This is a genomic window from Bradyrhizobium sp. PMVTL-01 (assembly GCF_051861855.1).
Classification (GTDB): Bacteria; Pseudomonadota; Alphaproteobacteria; order Rhizobiales; family Xanthobacteraceae; genus Bradyrhizobium.
Genome location: NZ_CP193982.1, coordinates 3,026,681 through 3,042,079, shown reverse-complemented (window position 1 = coordinate 3,042,079; position 15,399 = coordinate 3,026,681). Strand labels below are relative to the sequence as shown.

At 64.1% G+C, this 15,399-nt stretch carries 14 protein-coding genes; 4 read left to right on the top strand and 10 right to left on the bottom strand.

The annotated features are described in order from the left end of the window. Positions 1–15: 15 nt before the first annotated feature. Positions 16–726, top strand: coding sequence for an SDR family NAD(P)-dependent oxidoreductase (locus tag ACRQ5Q_RS13890; protein ID WP_439398367.1), 711 nt, complete (start codon positions 16–18; stop codon positions 724–726). A 234-nt stretch (positions 727–960) separates the two neighbouring features. Here ACRQ5Q_RS13890 and ACRQ5Q_RS13885 read toward each other — a convergent pair whose 3' ends face one another. The 6 genes from ACRQ5Q_RS13885 to ACRQ5Q_RS13860 form a co-directional block, all read right to left on the bottom strand. Further along, positions 961–1,590 (bottom strand): phasin family protein, encoded by a 630-nt coding sequence (locus tag ACRQ5Q_RS13885; RefSeq protein ID WP_439398365.1) that lies wholly within the window; start codon positions 1,588–1,590, stop codon positions 961–963. After that, positions 1,559–2,221, bottom strand: coding sequence for a nucleotide-binding protein (locus ACRQ5Q_RS13880; RefSeq protein ID WP_439398363.1), 663 nt, complete (start codon positions 2,219–2,221; stop codon positions 1,559–1,561). Before ACRQ5Q_RS13880 ends, ACRQ5Q_RS13885 begins: the two co-directional genes overlap by 32 nt. A gap of 132 nt (positions 2,222–2,353) precedes the next feature. Further along, positions 2,354–3,814: a flavin-containing monooxygenase gene (locus tag ACRQ5Q_RS13875; RefSeq protein WP_439398361.1), complete on the bottom strand. Its 1,461-nt coding sequence runs from the start codon at positions 3,812–3,814 to the stop codon at positions 2,354–2,356. Between the two features lie 160 nt (positions 3,815–3,974). Beyond that, the gene (gene ahcY / locus ACRQ5Q_RS13870; RefSeq protein ID WP_439369359.1) at positions 3,975–5,396 is read right to left on the bottom strand and encodes an adenosylhomocysteinase; all 1,422 of its coding nucleotides are present in this window, start codon (positions 5,394–5,396) and stop codon (positions 3,975–3,977) included. 122 nt (positions 5,397–5,518) lie between these two features. After that, positions 5,519–6,715: a methionine adenosyltransferase gene (gene metK, locus ACRQ5Q_RS13865; RefSeq protein WP_439369360.1), complete on the bottom strand. Its 1,197-nt coding sequence runs from the start codon at positions 6,713–6,715 to the stop codon at positions 5,519–5,521. Between the two features lie 62 nt (positions 6,716–6,777). Further along, positions 6,778–8,133, bottom strand: coding sequence for a hypothetical protein (locus ACRQ5Q_RS13860; protein ID WP_439398359.1), 1,356 nt, complete (start codon positions 8,131–8,133; stop codon positions 6,778–6,780). Between the two features lie 174 nt (positions 8,134–8,307). Between ACRQ5Q_RS13860 and ACRQ5Q_RS13855 the strand changes: the two genes are divergently transcribed. From ACRQ5Q_RS13855 to ACRQ5Q_RS13845, 3 genes are all read left to right on the top strand, one after another. Continuing rightward, complete coding sequence (locus ACRQ5Q_RS13855; protein WP_439398357.1) at positions 8,308–10,026, top strand: caspase family protein; 1,719 nt, start codon at positions 8,308–8,310, stop codon at positions 10,024–10,026. 352 nt (positions 10,027–10,378) lie between these two features. Beyond that, positions 10,379–10,516, top strand: a complete 138-nt coding sequence (locus ACRQ5Q_RS13850; protein ID WP_439398355.1) for a hypothetical protein — start codon at positions 10,379–10,381, stop codon at positions 10,514–10,516. Positions 10,517–10,546: 30 nt separating this feature from the next. Next, positions 10,547–11,662, top strand: a complete 1,116-nt coding sequence (locus tag ACRQ5Q_RS13845) for an acyltransferase family protein (protein ID WP_439398353.1) — start codon at positions 10,547–10,549, stop codon at positions 11,660–11,662. A gap of 57 nt (positions 11,663–11,719) precedes the next feature. Here the strand turns inward: ACRQ5Q_RS13845 and ACRQ5Q_RS13840 are convergent, their stop codons facing one another. The 4 genes from ACRQ5Q_RS13840 to ACRQ5Q_RS13825 form a co-directional block, all read right to left on the bottom strand. Beyond that, a complete protein-coding gene (locus ACRQ5Q_RS13840) occupies positions 11,720–12,838 on the bottom strand; it encodes a cobalamin-independent methionine synthase II family protein (protein ID WP_439369366.1) in 1,119 nt (372 codons plus the stop codon). A 68-nt stretch (positions 12,839–12,906) separates the two neighbouring features. Next, a complete protein-coding gene (locus ACRQ5Q_RS13835; protein WP_439369367.1) occupies positions 12,907–13,620 on the bottom strand; it encodes an ABC transporter ATP-binding protein in 714 nt (237 codons plus the stop codon). Continuing rightward, entirely contained in the window at positions 13,613–14,368 is a 756-nt protein-coding gene (locus tag ACRQ5Q_RS13830; protein WP_439398352.1) for an ABC transporter ATP-binding protein, read from the bottom strand. Before ACRQ5Q_RS13830 ends, ACRQ5Q_RS13835 begins: the two co-directional genes overlap by 8 nt. Continuing rightward, positions 14,365–15,393 carry a branched-chain amino acid ABC transporter permease gene (locus ACRQ5Q_RS13825; protein ID WP_439398350.1) on the bottom strand — a complete coding sequence of 343 codons (1,029 nt, stop codon included), beginning with the start codon at positions 15,391–15,393 and terminating at the stop codon, positions 14,365–14,367. Before ACRQ5Q_RS13825 ends, ACRQ5Q_RS13830 begins: the two co-directional genes overlap by 4 nt. Positions 15,394–15,399: the final 6 nt, after the last annotated feature.

The following is a 15,399-nucleotide window of genomic DNA, read 5'->3' as shown; positions in this document are numbered from 1 at the left end:
CAACAGGAGCCCCTCATGGGTATCGAGCAGAAGGTCGCCATCATCACCGGTGCCTCACAGGGTATCGGTGCCGCCCTGGTCCAGGGTTTTCGCGATCGCAACTATCGCGTCGTCGCAACGGCGCGCTCCATCAAGCCGGCGGGAGGCGACGACGTTCTCGCCGTTGCGGGCGACATCGCCGACCGGTCCACCGCCGAGCGCGTGGTGTCGCAAGCAATCACGCGCTTCGGCCGCGTCGACACGCTGGTCAACAACGCCGGCATCTTCGTCGCCAAGCCGTTCACGCAGTACACCGCCGAAGACTACGCCGCGGTGATGGGCACCAACGTCGCGGGCTTCTTCAACATCACGCAGCTCGCGCTCGCCGAGATGGAGAAGCAGGGATCCGGTCACGTCGTCCAGATCACGACGACGCTGGTCGACCAAGCCAATTCCAAGGTGCCATCGGTGCTGGCCTCGCTGAGCAAGGGCGGCCTGAACGCCGCGACGAGATCTCTTGCGATCGAATACGCCAGGCGTGGCATCCGCGTGAATGCGGTGTCACCCGGCATCATCAAGTCACCGATGCACCCCGTCGCGACGCATGCCCAGCTCGGCGCGCTACACCCGGTCGGCCACATGGGCGAGATGTCCGACATCGTCGATGCCGTGCTCTATCTCGAGCGTGCCTCCTTCGTCACGGGCGAGATCCTGCATGTCGACGGCGGCCAGAGCGCGGGGCACTGAACGCGGAGGAGGATGACATGACCGACGCGGAAACGGAGCAACACGTCGAGATCCGGCCGCATCCGTTGATGCCCTGATCGCGGCAGAATGGTTCAGCGCATCCGCTGTCGTTTATCTCGGCGAGTTTTCTCTCCGGCACCCGAGCAGAGCGGCTATGCGCTTCGCTCGCGGGGCTCGGACTTGCACGGCTGTCCAGCGCGCCATTGATCCAGTTTCGCGCCCTGCTGTGCTATGTCAGCGGCCACTACCTGGCTTTGTCGTGTTATGAGCAAACGGTTTGAGCGATTCGGCCTGCTGCAGGACCAGCTCACACTGCTTGCGGGCATGGCTGCTCGATAGCTCAATCAATTCCGAGAGCGTTCTGGCGCGGCCCAAACTCCGCGTATACTGCAAAGTCGCACCCGCATTCACCTTCATCAGTTCGAGTACGATCGCGTGACACTCAGCGGCCGGTCCTTGCAGGAGGTCGCTTTCCGGACTGGCAAGGTCCCTCGCGTAGTCCAATGCGGCGTGCACACCTGCCCGCATTGTCTCCAGGGTGCGAGCCTGCATGTCTCTGATAATTTCCACGGCGAAATCCGTAGTGGTGCCGTTGGAATCCTGGCTTCGCGCGGAGCGCGACGCCGCCTGTGCAGACACGGGGATCGCGACACTCCCGTCGCCCCCCGCTGGAGCTGCCGTCTGAGCAGGCGTCGCTGTCTGTTCGACCTGCGGTCCATCGTCCCGGACAACCGCGACGGGGCCGGGCGAAATCCCCAGCAGGCCCTCGTCGATGGTGCGGCTAGCCGCCGCCGTCAGTTCCACCAGTGAACGACGCTTGGCGCGTGCAATTTCAGCAGGCTGTCTTGAGTGCGGCTTGAGCATGATCAGACGACTCCACGATGAGGTGCTTCGAGATCCAACCCCAGAGCGCAACGATTTCGTCCGAGGCTTTTCCCCCTGGTGCGAACTCGGTCACGCCCAATCCTGCGCCAAGCGCATCCTGGTGGTCGTTGCGCTGCGCGATAAAGGGAAGTGCAAGCACGCCGAGGGAATTGAGCGACGTTGCGGCCTCACTCAGCCGGCAGCCCCGCGTGGGGGTTTGATTGAGGATGAAAGCAAATCGGCGGCTGAGCCTGCGAATGGCGATCAGCGTCGGTATTGCGGCTTCGATATCGGCCGGACTGGGACGCGCCGGGATGAGACAAAGATCGGCTTTGGCGATGGCACTCATCGCCAAGACGTTGCTCGTGGCGGCCGTATCGATGATTGCGAGCCATATCCCATCGGCCTCGAGGCGAGAGATCACCGGATCGATATCGGCCGGATCAACAATGCGATCGACGCGAGGATAGGAATTCGTTCGCCGCTCTTTCCATTTCGCGATCGTTCCTTGCGCATCCGCCTCAACGAGAGCGACACGCTCTTTATGCGCCATAGCGGCCACTGCAAGTCCTGTCGCCAGCGTGCTCTTACCGCTTCCACCCTTTTGTGTGACCAGAGCAAGCACGTACATTTCCTGCGCTCCCTCGACTGGCAGCGACGCGGAACTCACACGCTGTCGGAAATAAATCGCAGTGCAGCGCACAGCAGTACTTCAAGTCGCGATTCGACTCAAGCAATCCGCGGGTTCCTCCGGCAACGGAGATCAGGAATACTGCATCACGCCGTCATCGATCCGGCCGAAACGCAGCGAGACGATGTCGAGCGCATAGTTCTGGTACAACCGCCACGGCCGCTTCGAACCCTGCTTCGGCATCTTTGCGATCGAGCGCTGCACGTAGCCCGAGGTGAAATCCAGCGAGGGCTGCGCTGTGATTTCGGGGTCGTCATTGTGCGGCATGCATTGCCGGAAATTGTGCCGCTCCATGTAGTTGACGAGCCGGCAGACATATTCGCAGGTGAGATCGCATTTCAGCGTCCAGGACGCGTTGGTGTAGCCGAAGGCTGACGCCATGTTCGGCACGTCGGCATACATCATGCCCTTGTAGGTCAGCGTCTTGGCGAAATCGACGGCGCGGCCGTCGACGCTGACCTCGAGACCGCCGACGACCTGGAGCACCAGCCCCGTCGCAGTCACGATGATGTCGGCGACGAGCTCGCTGCCGTTCTTGAGGCGGATGCCGTCGCGCGTAAATGTGTCGATCTCGCTGGTGACGACGGCGGCACGCCTTTCGCGGATCGCCTTGAAGAGATCTCCGTCGGGCACGAGGCAGAGCCGCTGATCCCAGGGATTGTAGCGCGGGGTGAAGTGGGTCGCGACGTCGTAGTCTGGCCCCAGCGCCATCTGCACGCCCTTGAGAATGAGGTCCTTCACCTTCGCGGGCCGCCGCCGGCTGAGCTGGAAGAAGAACATCCCCCACATCACGTTGCGCCAGCGGATCAGATGATAGGCAAGCCGCGCCGGCAGGTTCCGCCGCAGCTTGTTGGCGAGCGGATCCTGCGCAGGGCGCGACACCACATAGGTCGGCGAGCGCTGCAGCATGGTGACCTGCGCCGCCTTCTTGGCAAGCTCCGGCACGAGCGTCACCGCGGTCGCGCCGGAGCCGATCACGACGACGCGCTTGCCCGCATAGTCGATGTCCTCGGTCCATTTCTGCGGATGGACGATGCGGCCGGCGAAATCGGCAACGCCCGAAAACTCCGGCGTATAGCCCGCCTCGTACTTGTAATAGCCCGAGCACAGAAACAAGAAATTGCAGGTGAAGCGCACGAGTTCGGTCGCGCCCTCGCCCTTGATGCGCTCGGCCTCGACGCTCCAGCGCGCATCCGGCGTCGACCACCCGGCGCGCCTGACGCGATGGCGGAAACGGATGTGCTTGTCGACGCCGTTCTCGGATGCGGTCTCGCGCACGTAGTTGAGGATCTGCGGGCCATCGGCAATCGCCTTCGGATCGGTCCACGGCTTGAAGGAGTAGCCGAGGGTGAACATGTCGCTGTCGGACCTGATGCCGGGATAGCGGAACAGATCCCAGGTACCTCCGATGCAGTCGCGGCCCTCCAGGATGACGTAGCTCTTGGTGGGGCACTTGCTCTGCAAATGATAGCCAGCGCCGATGCCTGACAGCCCGGCGCCGACGATGAGCACGTCGAAATGTTCTTGTTGCATGGTTTCCTCCGCCAGAGAGGATTGTCCGTCCGCCGCCGCTGGCCGTCAATTGGCAATCGGCCGGCCCGCAACCGCAAAGCGAGTAGAATTCCATGCGCCGAAACAACGAAGCCCCGAATCGCTCCGGGGCTTCGCGTCGATGGTCGGTCGAACCAGTGGCTCAGTACCGGTAGTGGTCCGACTTGTACGGACCTTCCTGCTTCACGCCGATGTAGTCGGCCTGGTCCTTGCGCAGCTCGGTGAGCTTGACGCCGATCTTGGCGAGGTGCAGGCGCGCGACCTTCTCGTCGAGGGTCTTGGGCAGCACGTAAACCTTCTTCTCGTACTTGCCGTCCTTGTTGTTGGCGAACAGCTCGATCTGCGCCAGCGTCTGGTTGGTGAAGGACGCCGACATCACGAAGGACGGATGTCCCATCGCATTGCCGAGGTTCACGAGGCGCCCCTCCGACAGCATGATGATGCGGTGCTTGTCGGGGAACTCGATCTCGTCGACCTGCGGCTTGATGTTGGTCCACTTCAGATTGCGGAGCGCCGCGATCTGGATCTCGTTGTCGAAGTGGCCGATGTTGCAGACGATGGCGCGATCCTTCATCACGCGCATGTGCTCGATGGTGATGATGTCCTTGTTGCCGGTGGCGGTGACGAAGATGTCGGCTCGGGGCGCGGCATCTTCCATCGTCACGACCTCGTAGCCTTCCATCGCGGCCTGCAGCGCGCAGATCGGATCGACCTCCGACACCATGACGCGGCAGCCGGCCTGGCGCAGCGAGGCGGCCGAGCCCTTGCCGACGTCGCCGAAGCCGGCGACCATCGCGACCTTGCCCGACAGCATCACGTCGGTGCCGCGGCGGATGCCGTCGACCAGCGATTCACGGCAGCCGTAGAGGTTGTCGAACTTGGACTTGGTGACGCTGTCGTTGACGTTGATCGCCGGCCACAGCAGCGTGCCCGCCTTCTGCATGTCATAGAGACGATGCACGCCGGTGGTGGTCTCTTCGGAAACGCCCTTGATGCTCTCGGCGATGGCGGCGAAGTAGCCCTTCGGCTTTTCCTTGAGCTGCTTCTTCAGAAGCGCAAAGAACACTTCCTCTTCCTCGGAGCCGGGCTTGTCGAGGAAGGCGGTGTCGCCCTTCTCGGCGCGCAGGCCGAGATGGACGTACATGGTGGCGTCGCCGCCGTCATCGAGGATCATGTTCGGGTGACCGCCGCCGTGCCAGTCGAACAGCTTTGCGGTGTAATCCCAGTACTCGGTCAGCGTCTCGCCCTTGACGGCAAAGACGGGAATGCCGGCGGCCGCGATCGCGGCGGCGGCGTGATCCTGCGTCGAATAGATGTTGCAGGAGACCCAGCGGATGTCGGCGCCGAGTGCGGCCAGCGTCTCGATCAGCACGCCGGTCTGGATCGTCATGTGCAGGGAGCCCGCGATGCGCGCGCCCTTCAGCGGCTGCTTCGGGCCGAACTCCTCGCGGGTGGCCATCAGGCCGGGCATTTCGGTCTCGGCGAGCGAGAGCTCCTTGCGGCCGAAATCGGCGAGCGAAATGTCCTTGACGATGTAATCGGTGAAGCCGGGCTTCGCGTTCATGGGGGTTCCTGTTTGTTGGGATCGTCATTCCGGGACGCTCGCAAAACGAGCGGACCCGGAATCCGTAAGGTGCGTCCTTCCGGGCTCGCCGCTGTCGCGGCGCCCGGAAGGACGCAAGAGAACTAGAGCGCGCGCTTCAGCGGCTCGACGAGATCGGTCTTCTCCCAGGAGAAGCCGCCCTCGTTGTCGGGCGTGCGGCCGAAATGACCGTAGGCCGAGGTGCGCGCGTAGATCGGGCGGTTGAGGTCGAGATGGCTGCGGATGCCGCGTGGGGTGAGGTCCATCGCCTTGGCGGCGGCCTTCTCGAGCTGGTCCTCGGACACTTTACCGGTGCCGTGGGTGTCGATGTAGATCGACAGCGGACGCGCCACGCCGATGGCGTAGGCGAGTTGCAGCGTGCAGCGGTCGGCAAGACCGGCGGCGACGATGTTCTTGGCGACGTAGCGCGCCGCATAGGCCGCCGAACGGTCGACCTTGGTCGGATCCTTGCCGGAGAACGCGCCACCGCCATGCGGGGCCGCGCCGCCATAGGTGTCGACGATGATCTTGCGGCCGGTCAGGCCGGAATCGCCATCGGGACCGCCGATGTAGAACTTGCCGGTCGGGTTGATGTGCCAGATGGTCTTCGGCGTGATCCAGTCCTTCGGCAGCGCCTCGCGCACATATGGCTCGACGATCTCGCGGACCTGGTTCGAGGTGAGGTCCGGAACCAGGTGTTGGTGCGAGACCACGATCTCGCGCACGCCGACAGGCTTGCCATTCTCGTACTGCACGGTGACCTGGCTCTTGGAGTCCGGACCGAGCACCTTCTCCTTGCCGGAGTGACGGGCTTCGGAAATGAGGCGGAGTATCTTGTGGGCGTAGAAGATCGGCGCCGGCATCAGATCCGGCGTCTCGTTGGTGGCGTAACCGAACATGATGCCCTGGTCGCCCGCGCCCTCTTCCTTGACCTCGCCGGGCTGCAGCGCATCGACGCCCTGGGCGATGTCGGCCGACTGCGGATGCAGCAGGATCTCGATGTCAGCAGTCTTCCAGTGGAAGCCTTCCTGCTCGTAGCCGATGTCCTTGATCGCGCCGCGCACGACGCTCTCGATCTGCTCGTTGGTGACCGACTTCGGACCGCGCGTCTCGCCCGCAATCACGACCTTGTTGGTGGTCGCAAGCGTCTCGCAGGCGGCGCGGATCTGCCACGGGTCGATGCCGGCTTTCGGCCCCTCGCGGTAGAACAGATCGACGATTTCATCGGAGATCCGGTCGCAGACCTTGTCCGGATGGCCCTCGGACACGGACTCGCTGGTGAAGAGATAGGACGCGCGCATCAAGTAACCCCTTGTTCCGCCACTCACGGCGGTTCGTTTACGATGTTTACCGTTGGATTGTGTCAATCACGCCGGCGCGAGATGACGTAGGATTCGTCAAGAAACCAGAGCCCGTTGTACTTTCTCAGCACGTCCCTGGCGGCATCCAGAGTGCGGCCGTTTTCAGCCATTTCTGTCAATCGGTCGTCCTCGATTTGCGCCACATACACCGCCGCGTTCCAGGCTGCAAAGGCTGTCGAGGTTCCGATGGAACCCGTTACCTCGTTGGGCAGCGCCTCCATGTCATACCTGAAGATTGAGCGGTTGTCTGCATAAGCGTTGAAATTTAAGTCGCGTCCCAACGATCCGAGTTCATACTTTACGGCGCGCAATAGTTCATGACGGCTGACCGCGAAAGGATTTTCTCCAGGCCAGATGGCCTGGATCATTTCCATGCCCGGATCCTGGCCATGGGAGTGGATACCGATCAGGCGCCCCCCCGGCCGCAGGGCACGCGCCAGAGGCGCAATGATCCGTTTTGCCCGGAAATTGACCGAGGACAGCGCGCGGTATGGCTGGGATGCAATCACGAGGTCGAAATTGGCCTCGGTCTGACCCGGCCGCGGAATGGTCGAATCCAGCAGGAACCTGTGGTCGTCGCGATAGAGAACGAGGACGACCGGCCGCTCATAGAGCGGCATGGCCGTTCGGGGACTGATCGCGGCGCGCCAGTTCTGCTCCAGGAACGGCCGGAGCTCGGCGATCTGCTGCTCGAACTCGCCCGATGAAGCGCCCCGCAGCGGGACCTCATGCCAGACGGTGGCCGCCGCAGCAGCAGGCGATGCCGGCGTCAGCCAAGGTGCCTCCGAATAGAACATATTTGTAAAGACAAAAACCGACGCCGGATGCTCGAAAATGCGGTCCGGAACCCTCTCCAGCGTCAGTCGCAGGTCCTCGAGGCTGAGCTCCTTGCCGGCCACGTAGAACGGCATATGCGGGTAACGCTGGTGCGTGGCGCGCAGCACCCGCGCCAGCACCGTGCCGTCGCCGACGCCGGCGTCGAAAATGCGCAGTGCCGGCGGACGCGGATGGATGGCGGAAAGCTCCAGCGCGACCCGGTCCGCGATCACCCGCTTCTCGCTGCAGGTGTGGACAAACAGCAGATATTTCTGGCGATTCTCGAAGAAGCGGAAATTGCCGCGGGGATCGCGCTTCTCGGGCGGCACCTGAAGCCCCCGTGGCGGCGGCAGGCCGCCGGTCGTCGATGCGGCGATATAGGCCTGGATCCGCTCCAGCGTATCGATGGTGATGCGCTTGCCCTCACGCAGGCGCTGCACGAGCTTCCCATCGTTCACCGCACGACGGCCGAAGGTCGATTCGGCCATGCCCGCCTTGCGGCAGAACTCGGTGATTTGGCTCAGGATTTCGTCGTTCTTCATGGGTGGGAAGATGGTGGGCAGAGTAAATCGGCGACTGCCTCATAGCAAATTCTGCCCACCGGGGAAATAGGGACGAAATCCCTTCCTCCGCAGCGTTCGCATTGGCCGGAGGGGTGAACCCCTTGGCGCGGCCGCGCAACAAACAAGCGCCTCTCCTCCTCTGGGACGACCATCATGCGCCGCCTGCTTGTCGCGCTCTGCCTGCTCACCGCCGCGCTGTGGCCCGCATCCGCCTTGGCGCAGGCGCGCAACCAGCTCGGTCCGCTCTGCACCACCGAGACCACCCCGCCGGACCAGATGGTGGACGCCTGCACCAAGATCATCGCGCTCAAGGTGTTCAAGGGCGAGCAGCTCGCGACAGTCTATTTCTGGCGGGCCGTGGGCTGGAATAAGAAGGGTGACTACGCCAGGGTCATCACTGATGCCACCGAAGCGATCCGGCTGCAGCCGAGCCAGGCCGTCTTTAACCTCAGGGGCTCGGCCTATTACGACAAGGGCGACTACGACATCGCGATCGCCGATTTCGACGATGCGCTGAAGCTTGGGCCTCCCAGCGGCATCATCTTCCACAATCGCGGCAATGCCTGGCGCGGCAAGCGCGATTACGCCAAGGCGATCGCGGACTACGATGCCGCAATCAAGATTGATCCGAAATCGGCGTTCTCGTTCCAGAACCGTGGCATCTCGAAAGAAGCGTTCGGCGATCTCGACGGCGCGCTCGCCGACATCAACCAGGCGATCCGGCTCGACCCGTCGCTGCCGCAGCCGCTGATCAACCGCACCTCGATCTGGCGCGCCCAGGGCGATTTCGATCGCGCCATCGCCGACGCCAGCGAAGCGATCCGGCTCGCCAAGGACAAGCCCCCGGTCAACATCATGACCCCGCCCAACAGCGTGCTGATCTCGGGCTACACCCATCGCGCGCAGGCCTATGAAGCCAAAGGCGACTACGCACGCGCGCGCGACGACTACAAGGCGACGCTGGCGATCGTGGCGTCCGACGCCGGCAGCAAGGCCAACCAGGCCACCGCAAAGGTGCGGCTATCGCTGGTGACGGATGCAGCCGCGCCGATCCCGCGTGATGCGCCTTCCCCCGCGACGCAGCCAGCGGCATCCCCTGCCCCGCAGCAGACCGGCCCGGCACCTCTCCCCTCGCCCGCTCCGACGGTTCGCGGCACGCGCATGGCGCTGATCATCGGCAACGGCGCCTATGCGCATGTGAAGGCGCTGCCCAATCCGCCCAACGATGCGCGCGCGGTCGCGAAAAGCCTGCGCGAGATCGGCTTTATCGTCGCGGAGGGCATCGACCTCGACCGCGCGGCGATGCAGAAGATGACGCGCGACTTCCTGCGCGAGGCCGCCCGGGCGCAGGTCGCATTGGTCTACTATGCGGGCCACGGCGTGCAGGTCGACGGCCGCAACTATCTCATTCCCGTCGACGTCGAGCTCAAGCCTGGCACCGGCATGACCGACGCGATGATCGACATGGACACGATCATGGCCGGCCTCGACGACCAGGTCCGCACCAACATCCTGATCTTCGATGCCTGCCGCAACAATCCGATGGCGCAGCAGGTGGCGAGCGCCGGCACCAATCGCGGCATCGAGGGTGCCTCGGGCCTCGCCGCGCCCACGAGCCTGGGCGCCGGCGCGACGTTGGGGGCCGGCACGCTGATCGCGTTCGCCACCGCACCGGGCCAGGTCGCGCTCGACGGCGAAGGCGCCAACTCGCCGTTTTCCTCCGCGTTGTCCCGCCATATCGGCACGCCCGGGCTGGAGGTGCAGCAGATGCTCACGCGGGTGCGGGCGGAGGTGGTCTCGAGCACGAAGAACAAGCAGGTTCCGTGGTCGAATTCGTCGCTGCTGGGGGAGGTCTATCTCGCGGAGAAGTGAGGGCGAACATCCGATTACGACTGCGGCTCTAGCGGCCATAACGACACCACGCACCAGCGCGCTAAAATTGCAACAGCCAGCAAGATAGTCGAACGCAACCTGCGGCTGCTCTGTCCTGTCGCCTATCGTTATCCTACGATACCGATAACACCAACGAGTTGGTGGACTGGTGGTTGGGGGAACTTGTGGGAAAATTCGTTGCCGCCATCGGCATCGCCCTGTCTGTCTTGTTCGGATCACAACCTGGTTTCTCGCAAGGTGTACCATCGAGCGAAGCGGCGTTTGCCGCCGGCCCCGCCGACATTCCGCTGATCGATCAGGCAACACTGAAACTCTGGCAGGCGACTTCTTCGTGCCGAAGGCTGAAGTGGCATGGGTCATGCGCGCTCTCGGCGACGTCGTGCACGAGGCGACATTCGTCGGGCTCGTGCTCGGCACCCGGGAGAACGACCACTGGGTGGTCGAGATCAACTGCATCAAGGAAGGCTGACACCGCGGGGTCAGCCGAGGCAATATCGTCATGCCGAAAACGTCGACGTCGCCGGAGGCCCAGAAGCTCCTGGGATTGGAGGGGTTGCGCTTCCTTGCAACCGTCGCCGTCCTGCTCTGGCACTATCAGCACTTCGCCTTCACTGCCGGGCGCGCCGGCAATCTCACCAGAAGCGAGCTGCCATTCTACCGCGCTCTGTTCCCGTTCTACGAGGCCGGCGAATACGGCGTCTGGTTCTTCTGGTGCATCTCGGGATTCATCTTCTTCTGGAAGTATCGCGCCATCGTCGCCGATCGCAAGATCGACGGCCGGACCTTCTTCGTGTACCGGCTGTCGCGACTCTATCCGCTCCATATCGCGACGCTGCTCCTGGTCGCCGTGCTGCAGCCGATCTATTTCGCGCGGCTTGGCTTCTACTTCGTCTATCAGAACAACGATCTCCCGCACTTCATCGCGCAGCTGTTCATGGCGAGCGACTGGCTCCCGCCACGCAGCGAAAGCTTCAACGGACCGATCTGGTCGGTCTCGGTCGAGATCGTGGATTATGCGATCTTCTTCCTGGCGCTACGCTTTGTGACCGCATCCCCGCTGCTCAATCTGGTCGTGATCCTCGCCTCGATCACGTTCGGTACTCAGCTCGGGACCAGCCTGGCTTTCTTCTATGCGGGCGGGCTTGCCGCCATGGTCCGGCAGGCCGTTGCCTTGTCCCGGCATCGACGGACGTTGGAGGCAATGGCCGGGTGCGCCGTCATCGCGGTGCCCGCGGCGCTCTGGCTGGCGGACATCGAGCTGGTCCCGGTCGCCGGACCGCTGATGCTGATCTATGCCCCGATCCTGTTGTTCTGCTGCTCGCGCCAGCTCACCTTGCCGCGGCGGATCGAGACATTGCTGGAGACGGTCGGCAATATGACCTATTCCTGCTATCTCCTGCATTTCCCCATCCAGCTCGTCGTCGCGCTTGCCTGCGCCGCTCTGCAGCGCCCCATTCCCTATGGCAGCCACCTGTTCTGGGCGGCCTTCGTGCTGCCGTCGCTCGTCGCCTCGCACCTCACCTATCGCTGGTTCGAGGCGCCGGCGCAGCGACTGATCCGCAGCACTCTGCTGCGCAAAACAGAAGCGGGGCGGACAAGTCCGGCCCCGCTCTGATGTCGCCGATCGAGCAGCCCTGATGCCTCGCTCACGCGATGGCCCGGCTGCGCCGGATCACTGGCCCCACACTTCCTTGGCGATCTCGACGGCGAGGCCGAGCTTGGCCCACTGCTCCTCCTCGGAGAGGATGTTGCCCTCTTCGGTCGAGGCGAAGCCGCATTGCGGAGAGAGCGCGAGCTGCTCCAGCGGTGCGAACTTGGCGGCTTCCTCCAGACGGCGCTTGATGTCGTCCTTCTTCTCGAGCTCGCCGAACTTGGAGGTGATGACGCCGACCACGACGACCTTGTTGCCCTTGGGCAGGAAGCGCAGCGGCTCGAAGCCGCCGGCGCGGTCAGAGTCGTACTCAAGGAAGTAACCGTCGTAATTGGTGCCGGCGAGCAGGGTCTCGGCCACCGGCTCGTAGCCGCCCGAGGAAATCCAGGTCGAGCGGAAATTGCCGCGGCACACATGCGTCGTCACCACCATGTCGGCGGGCTTCTCGGCCAGCGCATAGTTGATGATGCGGGCATAGATCTGCTGCAGGCCGTCGGGATTGTCGCCGCGCTCGCGCGCCTTCTGCAATTCGTCCTGCGAACAGAGATAGGCCCAGACGGTGTCGTCGAACTGGAGGTAGCGGCAGCCGGCCTCGTAGAACGCCTTCACCGCCTTGCGGTAGGTCTTGCCGAGGTCCTCGTAGAAGGGGTCGAGATCGGGATAGACGTCCTTGGAGATCGACTTGCGGCCGCCGCGGAAGTGCAGCACGGCCGGCGACGGGATCGTCATCTTGGCGGTGACGTGGGCCTGATCGGCGACCTTCTTCAGGAAGCGGAAATGGTCCAGCATCGGGTGGTCGTCGGGGAAATCGAGCTTGCCGATCACACGCACCGCATCGTGGCGGGTCTGCACGCCGGTGAACTGGATGCCGGTGTCGGGGTGGAACAGCTCGCAGCCGGTGAGCTTGGCCAGGAAGTCGAAATGCCACCAGGAGCGGCGGAATTCGCCGTCGGTGGCGAGCTTCAGGCCCACCGAGGCCTGCTTGTGCACGACCTTCTCGATCTCCATGTCCTCGATCTTGCGCAGATCATCGGCCGAGATTTCGCCCTTCTCGAGTTTGGCGCGCGCTTCCTTGATCTTGGCCGGACGCAGGAGGCTGCCGACCTCGTCGGCGCGGAAGGGGGCTTTGGTTCGCTGCATTCTTGTTTCTCCCGAATTTCAGTCGGCGCTCGTTTTACTCCCTCTCCCGCTGGCGGAAGAGGCGAAGATTAGTGGGCCGCCCCTGCCACGCCAAGGTGGCGCTCCAGAACCGACGGGTCGGCCTTCAGCGCGGCGCTCGGGGCGTCGTGCACGATCGTTCCGCGCTCCAATATCACAACGCGGTCGGCGAGCCCCAGAATCTTTTGGGCATTCTGCTCGACGATGATGGAGCAGATGCCCCCAGCCCGGGTGATGGTCCCGATCGCTTTGAGCAGCTCCTCGACAATGATGGGGGCAAGCCCCTCGGTCGGCTCGTCCAGCAGCAGGACCTTCGGGTTGAGGGTCAGCGCGCGGCCGATCGCCAGCATCTGCTGCTCGCCGCCGGAGAGCTGGTTGCCGAAATTGCTCCGCCGCTCCTTCAGTCGCGGGAACATCTCGTAGACCTTCTCGACCGTCCAGGGGCCCGGCTGAGCCACGGCTGTCATGTTTTCCTCCACCGTGAGCGAGCGGAAGATGTTGCGCTCCTGCGGCACCCAGCCGATGCCGGCGCGCGCCCGCTGGTCGGGCCGCAAGGTCGTGACGTCGGTGCCGGCCAGTGCGACAGTGCCGGAGAAGCGGCGGGTGACGCCGACGATGGAGTTGATCAGCGTGGTCTTGCCGGTGCCGTTGCGGCCGAGCAGCGCCAGCACCTGCCCCTCGGCGAGGCTGAGCGTCATCTTCGGCAGCACCACCGCCTCGCCATAGCCGGCGCGAAGTGCATCGATTGCGAGCAGGTCAGACATTGACCGCCTCCTCGCCGAGATAGACCGCCTTTACCTGCGGATCGCGCGCGACCTGCTCGGGCGGGCCCTCGGTCAGCAGCGCGCCGGACACCAGCACAGAGATGCGGTCGGCAAAGGAGAAGACGAGATCCATGTCGTGCTCGATCAGCAGCACCGTGACGTCGCGCGGCAGCGCGCCGACCACGGCGAGAATGTCGTGCCTCTCGCTCTCGGGCACGCCGGCCGCGGGCTCGTCGAGCAACAGCACGCGCGGCTTGGCGGCGATCGCAACCGCGATCTCGAGCAGGCGCTGCTTGCCGTAAGGCAGCGTCACGGTCTCTTCGTTCATGACGTCGAGCAGGTGGAAGTGTGTCAGCAGCTCTGCGATCTCGCCGTTGACGTCGCCGCGCGTCCCCATGCGCCGCCACCAGTCGCCGCCATGGCCGAGGCGCTCTGAGACCGCAAGACCGATGGTCTCGAGCGGGGTCAGGTCGGGATAGAGCTGATTGATCTGGAAGGTGCGCGACAGGCCGCGCAGCACGCGCTTGTGCACGGGCAGGTCGGTGATGTCCTGGCCTTCGAGCAGGATGCGGCCCGAGTTCGGCTTCAGCACGCCGGTGAACTGGTTGATCACGGTGGTCTTGCCGGCGCCGTTCGGCCCGATCAGCGCGTGGCGGGCCCCCTGCTCGATCTTGAGGGACAAGTCGCGCGTGACGCGCAGACCACCAAAGGTCTTTTCGAGATTTTGGGTTTCGAGCGCGATGGTCATGCGTCGCTCTCCGGCACGGCGACGACCGCTCTACGTCCGGCAACCTGCCTGATGATCAGGTTCGGCACATACAGCACCCAGCGATGCAGGCGCTGGCGGCCGACCAGCACGATCACGACCAGCACGAGGCCGATCCAGAACTGCCAGTACTGCGGCGTGATCGTGGAGAACAATTCCTGGAGCATGCGGAACACCACCGCGCCGATCAGCCCGCCATAGAGATAACCGGTGCCGCCGATCACGAGCACCAGCATCAGGTCGGCGGAGCGCTCGAAGGCGAACACGTCGAGCGAGGCGATTGCGGTGGTCTGGGTGAACAGCGCGCCCGCAATGCCGGCATAGAACGCCGCGAGCGTGTAGATCGCAATCAGGCGCCGATTGACGGGGATGCCGATGGCGGCGGCGCGCAGCGGGTTGTTCTTGATGGCGCGCAGCGACAGGCCGAACGGGGAATGCACAACGCGGCGGGCGAACAGGAACAGCACGAACAGCACGGCGAGCGAATAGAAGAAGCCGGCCTTGCCGAACATGTCGAACGGGATCTCTCCCAAGATCGGCTGCATCTCGATGCCCTGCAGGCCGTCGGTGCCGCCGGTGATGTTGGAGAAGCGCTCGGCGAGCGCTTCCAGCAGCAACGCGATGCCGAGCGTCACCATCAGGCGCGTCAGATCGACGCCGCGGATCACCAGGAAGCTGGTGGCAAAGCCCAGCACCATCGCGGCGAGGCCCGCGACGATCAACGCCAGCACGGGCTCGTTGACGATGCCGTGCAGCGCCAGCAGCCCCGCCGCATAGGCGCCGACGCCGAAGAAGGCGGCATGGCCAAGCGAGACGATGCCGGCATAGCCGAGGATGAGATCGAGCGACATCGTGAACAGCGCGAGGCGCAGGATGTCCGTCATGATCAGATAGCGCGAGGGAAACAGAAAGCCGCAGGCCAGCACGATGAGCCAGAAGGCGACTTCGCCATAGTGCCAGCGCGCCTGGCGCTGGGCGTGATACCCGACGTCGGAGGCAGCGGTCATCGGCGT

Coding starts and splice junctions, on each gene's coding strand:
- ACRQ5Q_RS13890 (WP_439398367.1), top strand. CDS start 16: ATGGGTATCGAGCAGAAGGTCGCCATCATCACCGGTGCCTCACAGGGT.
- ACRQ5Q_RS13860 (WP_439398359.1), bottom strand. CDS start 8,133: ATGAAGAACGACGAAATCCTGAGCCAAATCACCGAGTTCTGCCGCAAG.
- ACRQ5Q_RS13830 (WP_439398352.1), bottom strand. CDS start 14,368: ATGACCATCGCGCTCGAAACCCAAAATCTCGAAAAGACCTTTGGTGGT.
- ACRQ5Q_RS13840 (WP_439369366.1), bottom strand. CDS start 12,838: ATGCAGCGAACCAAAGCCCCCTTCCGCGCCGACGAGGTCGGCAGCCTC.
- ACRQ5Q_RS13825 (WP_439398350.1), bottom strand. CDS start 15,393: ATGACCGCTGCCTCCGACGTCGGGTATCACGCCCAGCGCCAGGCGCGC.
- ACRQ5Q_RS13880 (WP_439398363.1), bottom strand. CDS start 2,221: ATGTACGTGCTTGCTCTGGTCACACAAAAGGGTGGAAGCGGTAAGAGC.
- ACRQ5Q_RS13875 (WP_439398361.1), bottom strand. CDS start 3,814: ATGCAACAAGAACATTTCGACGTGCTCATCGTCGGCGCCGGGCTGTCA.
- ACRQ5Q_RS13855 (WP_439398357.1), top strand. CDS start 8,308: ATGCGCCGCCTGCTTGTCGCGCTCTGCCTGCTCACCGCCGCGCTGTGG.
- ACRQ5Q_RS13835 (WP_439369367.1), bottom strand. CDS start 13,620: ATGTCTGACCTGCTCGCAATCGATGCACTTCGCGCCGGCTATGGCGAG.
- ACRQ5Q_RS13885 (WP_439398365.1), bottom strand. CDS start 1,590: ATGCTCAAGCCGCACTCAAGACAGCCTGCTGAAATTGCACGCGCCAAG.
- ahcY (WP_439369359.1), bottom strand. CDS start 5,396: ATGAACGCGAAGCCCGGCTTCACCGATTACATCGTCAAGGACATTTCG.
- metK (WP_439369360.1), bottom strand. CDS start 6,715: ATGCGCGCGTCCTATCTCTTCACCAGCGAGTCCGTGTCCGAGGGCCAT.
- ACRQ5Q_RS13845 (WP_439398353.1), top strand. CDS start 10,547: ATGCCGAAAACGTCGACGTCGCCGGAGGCCCAGAAGCTCCTGGGATTG.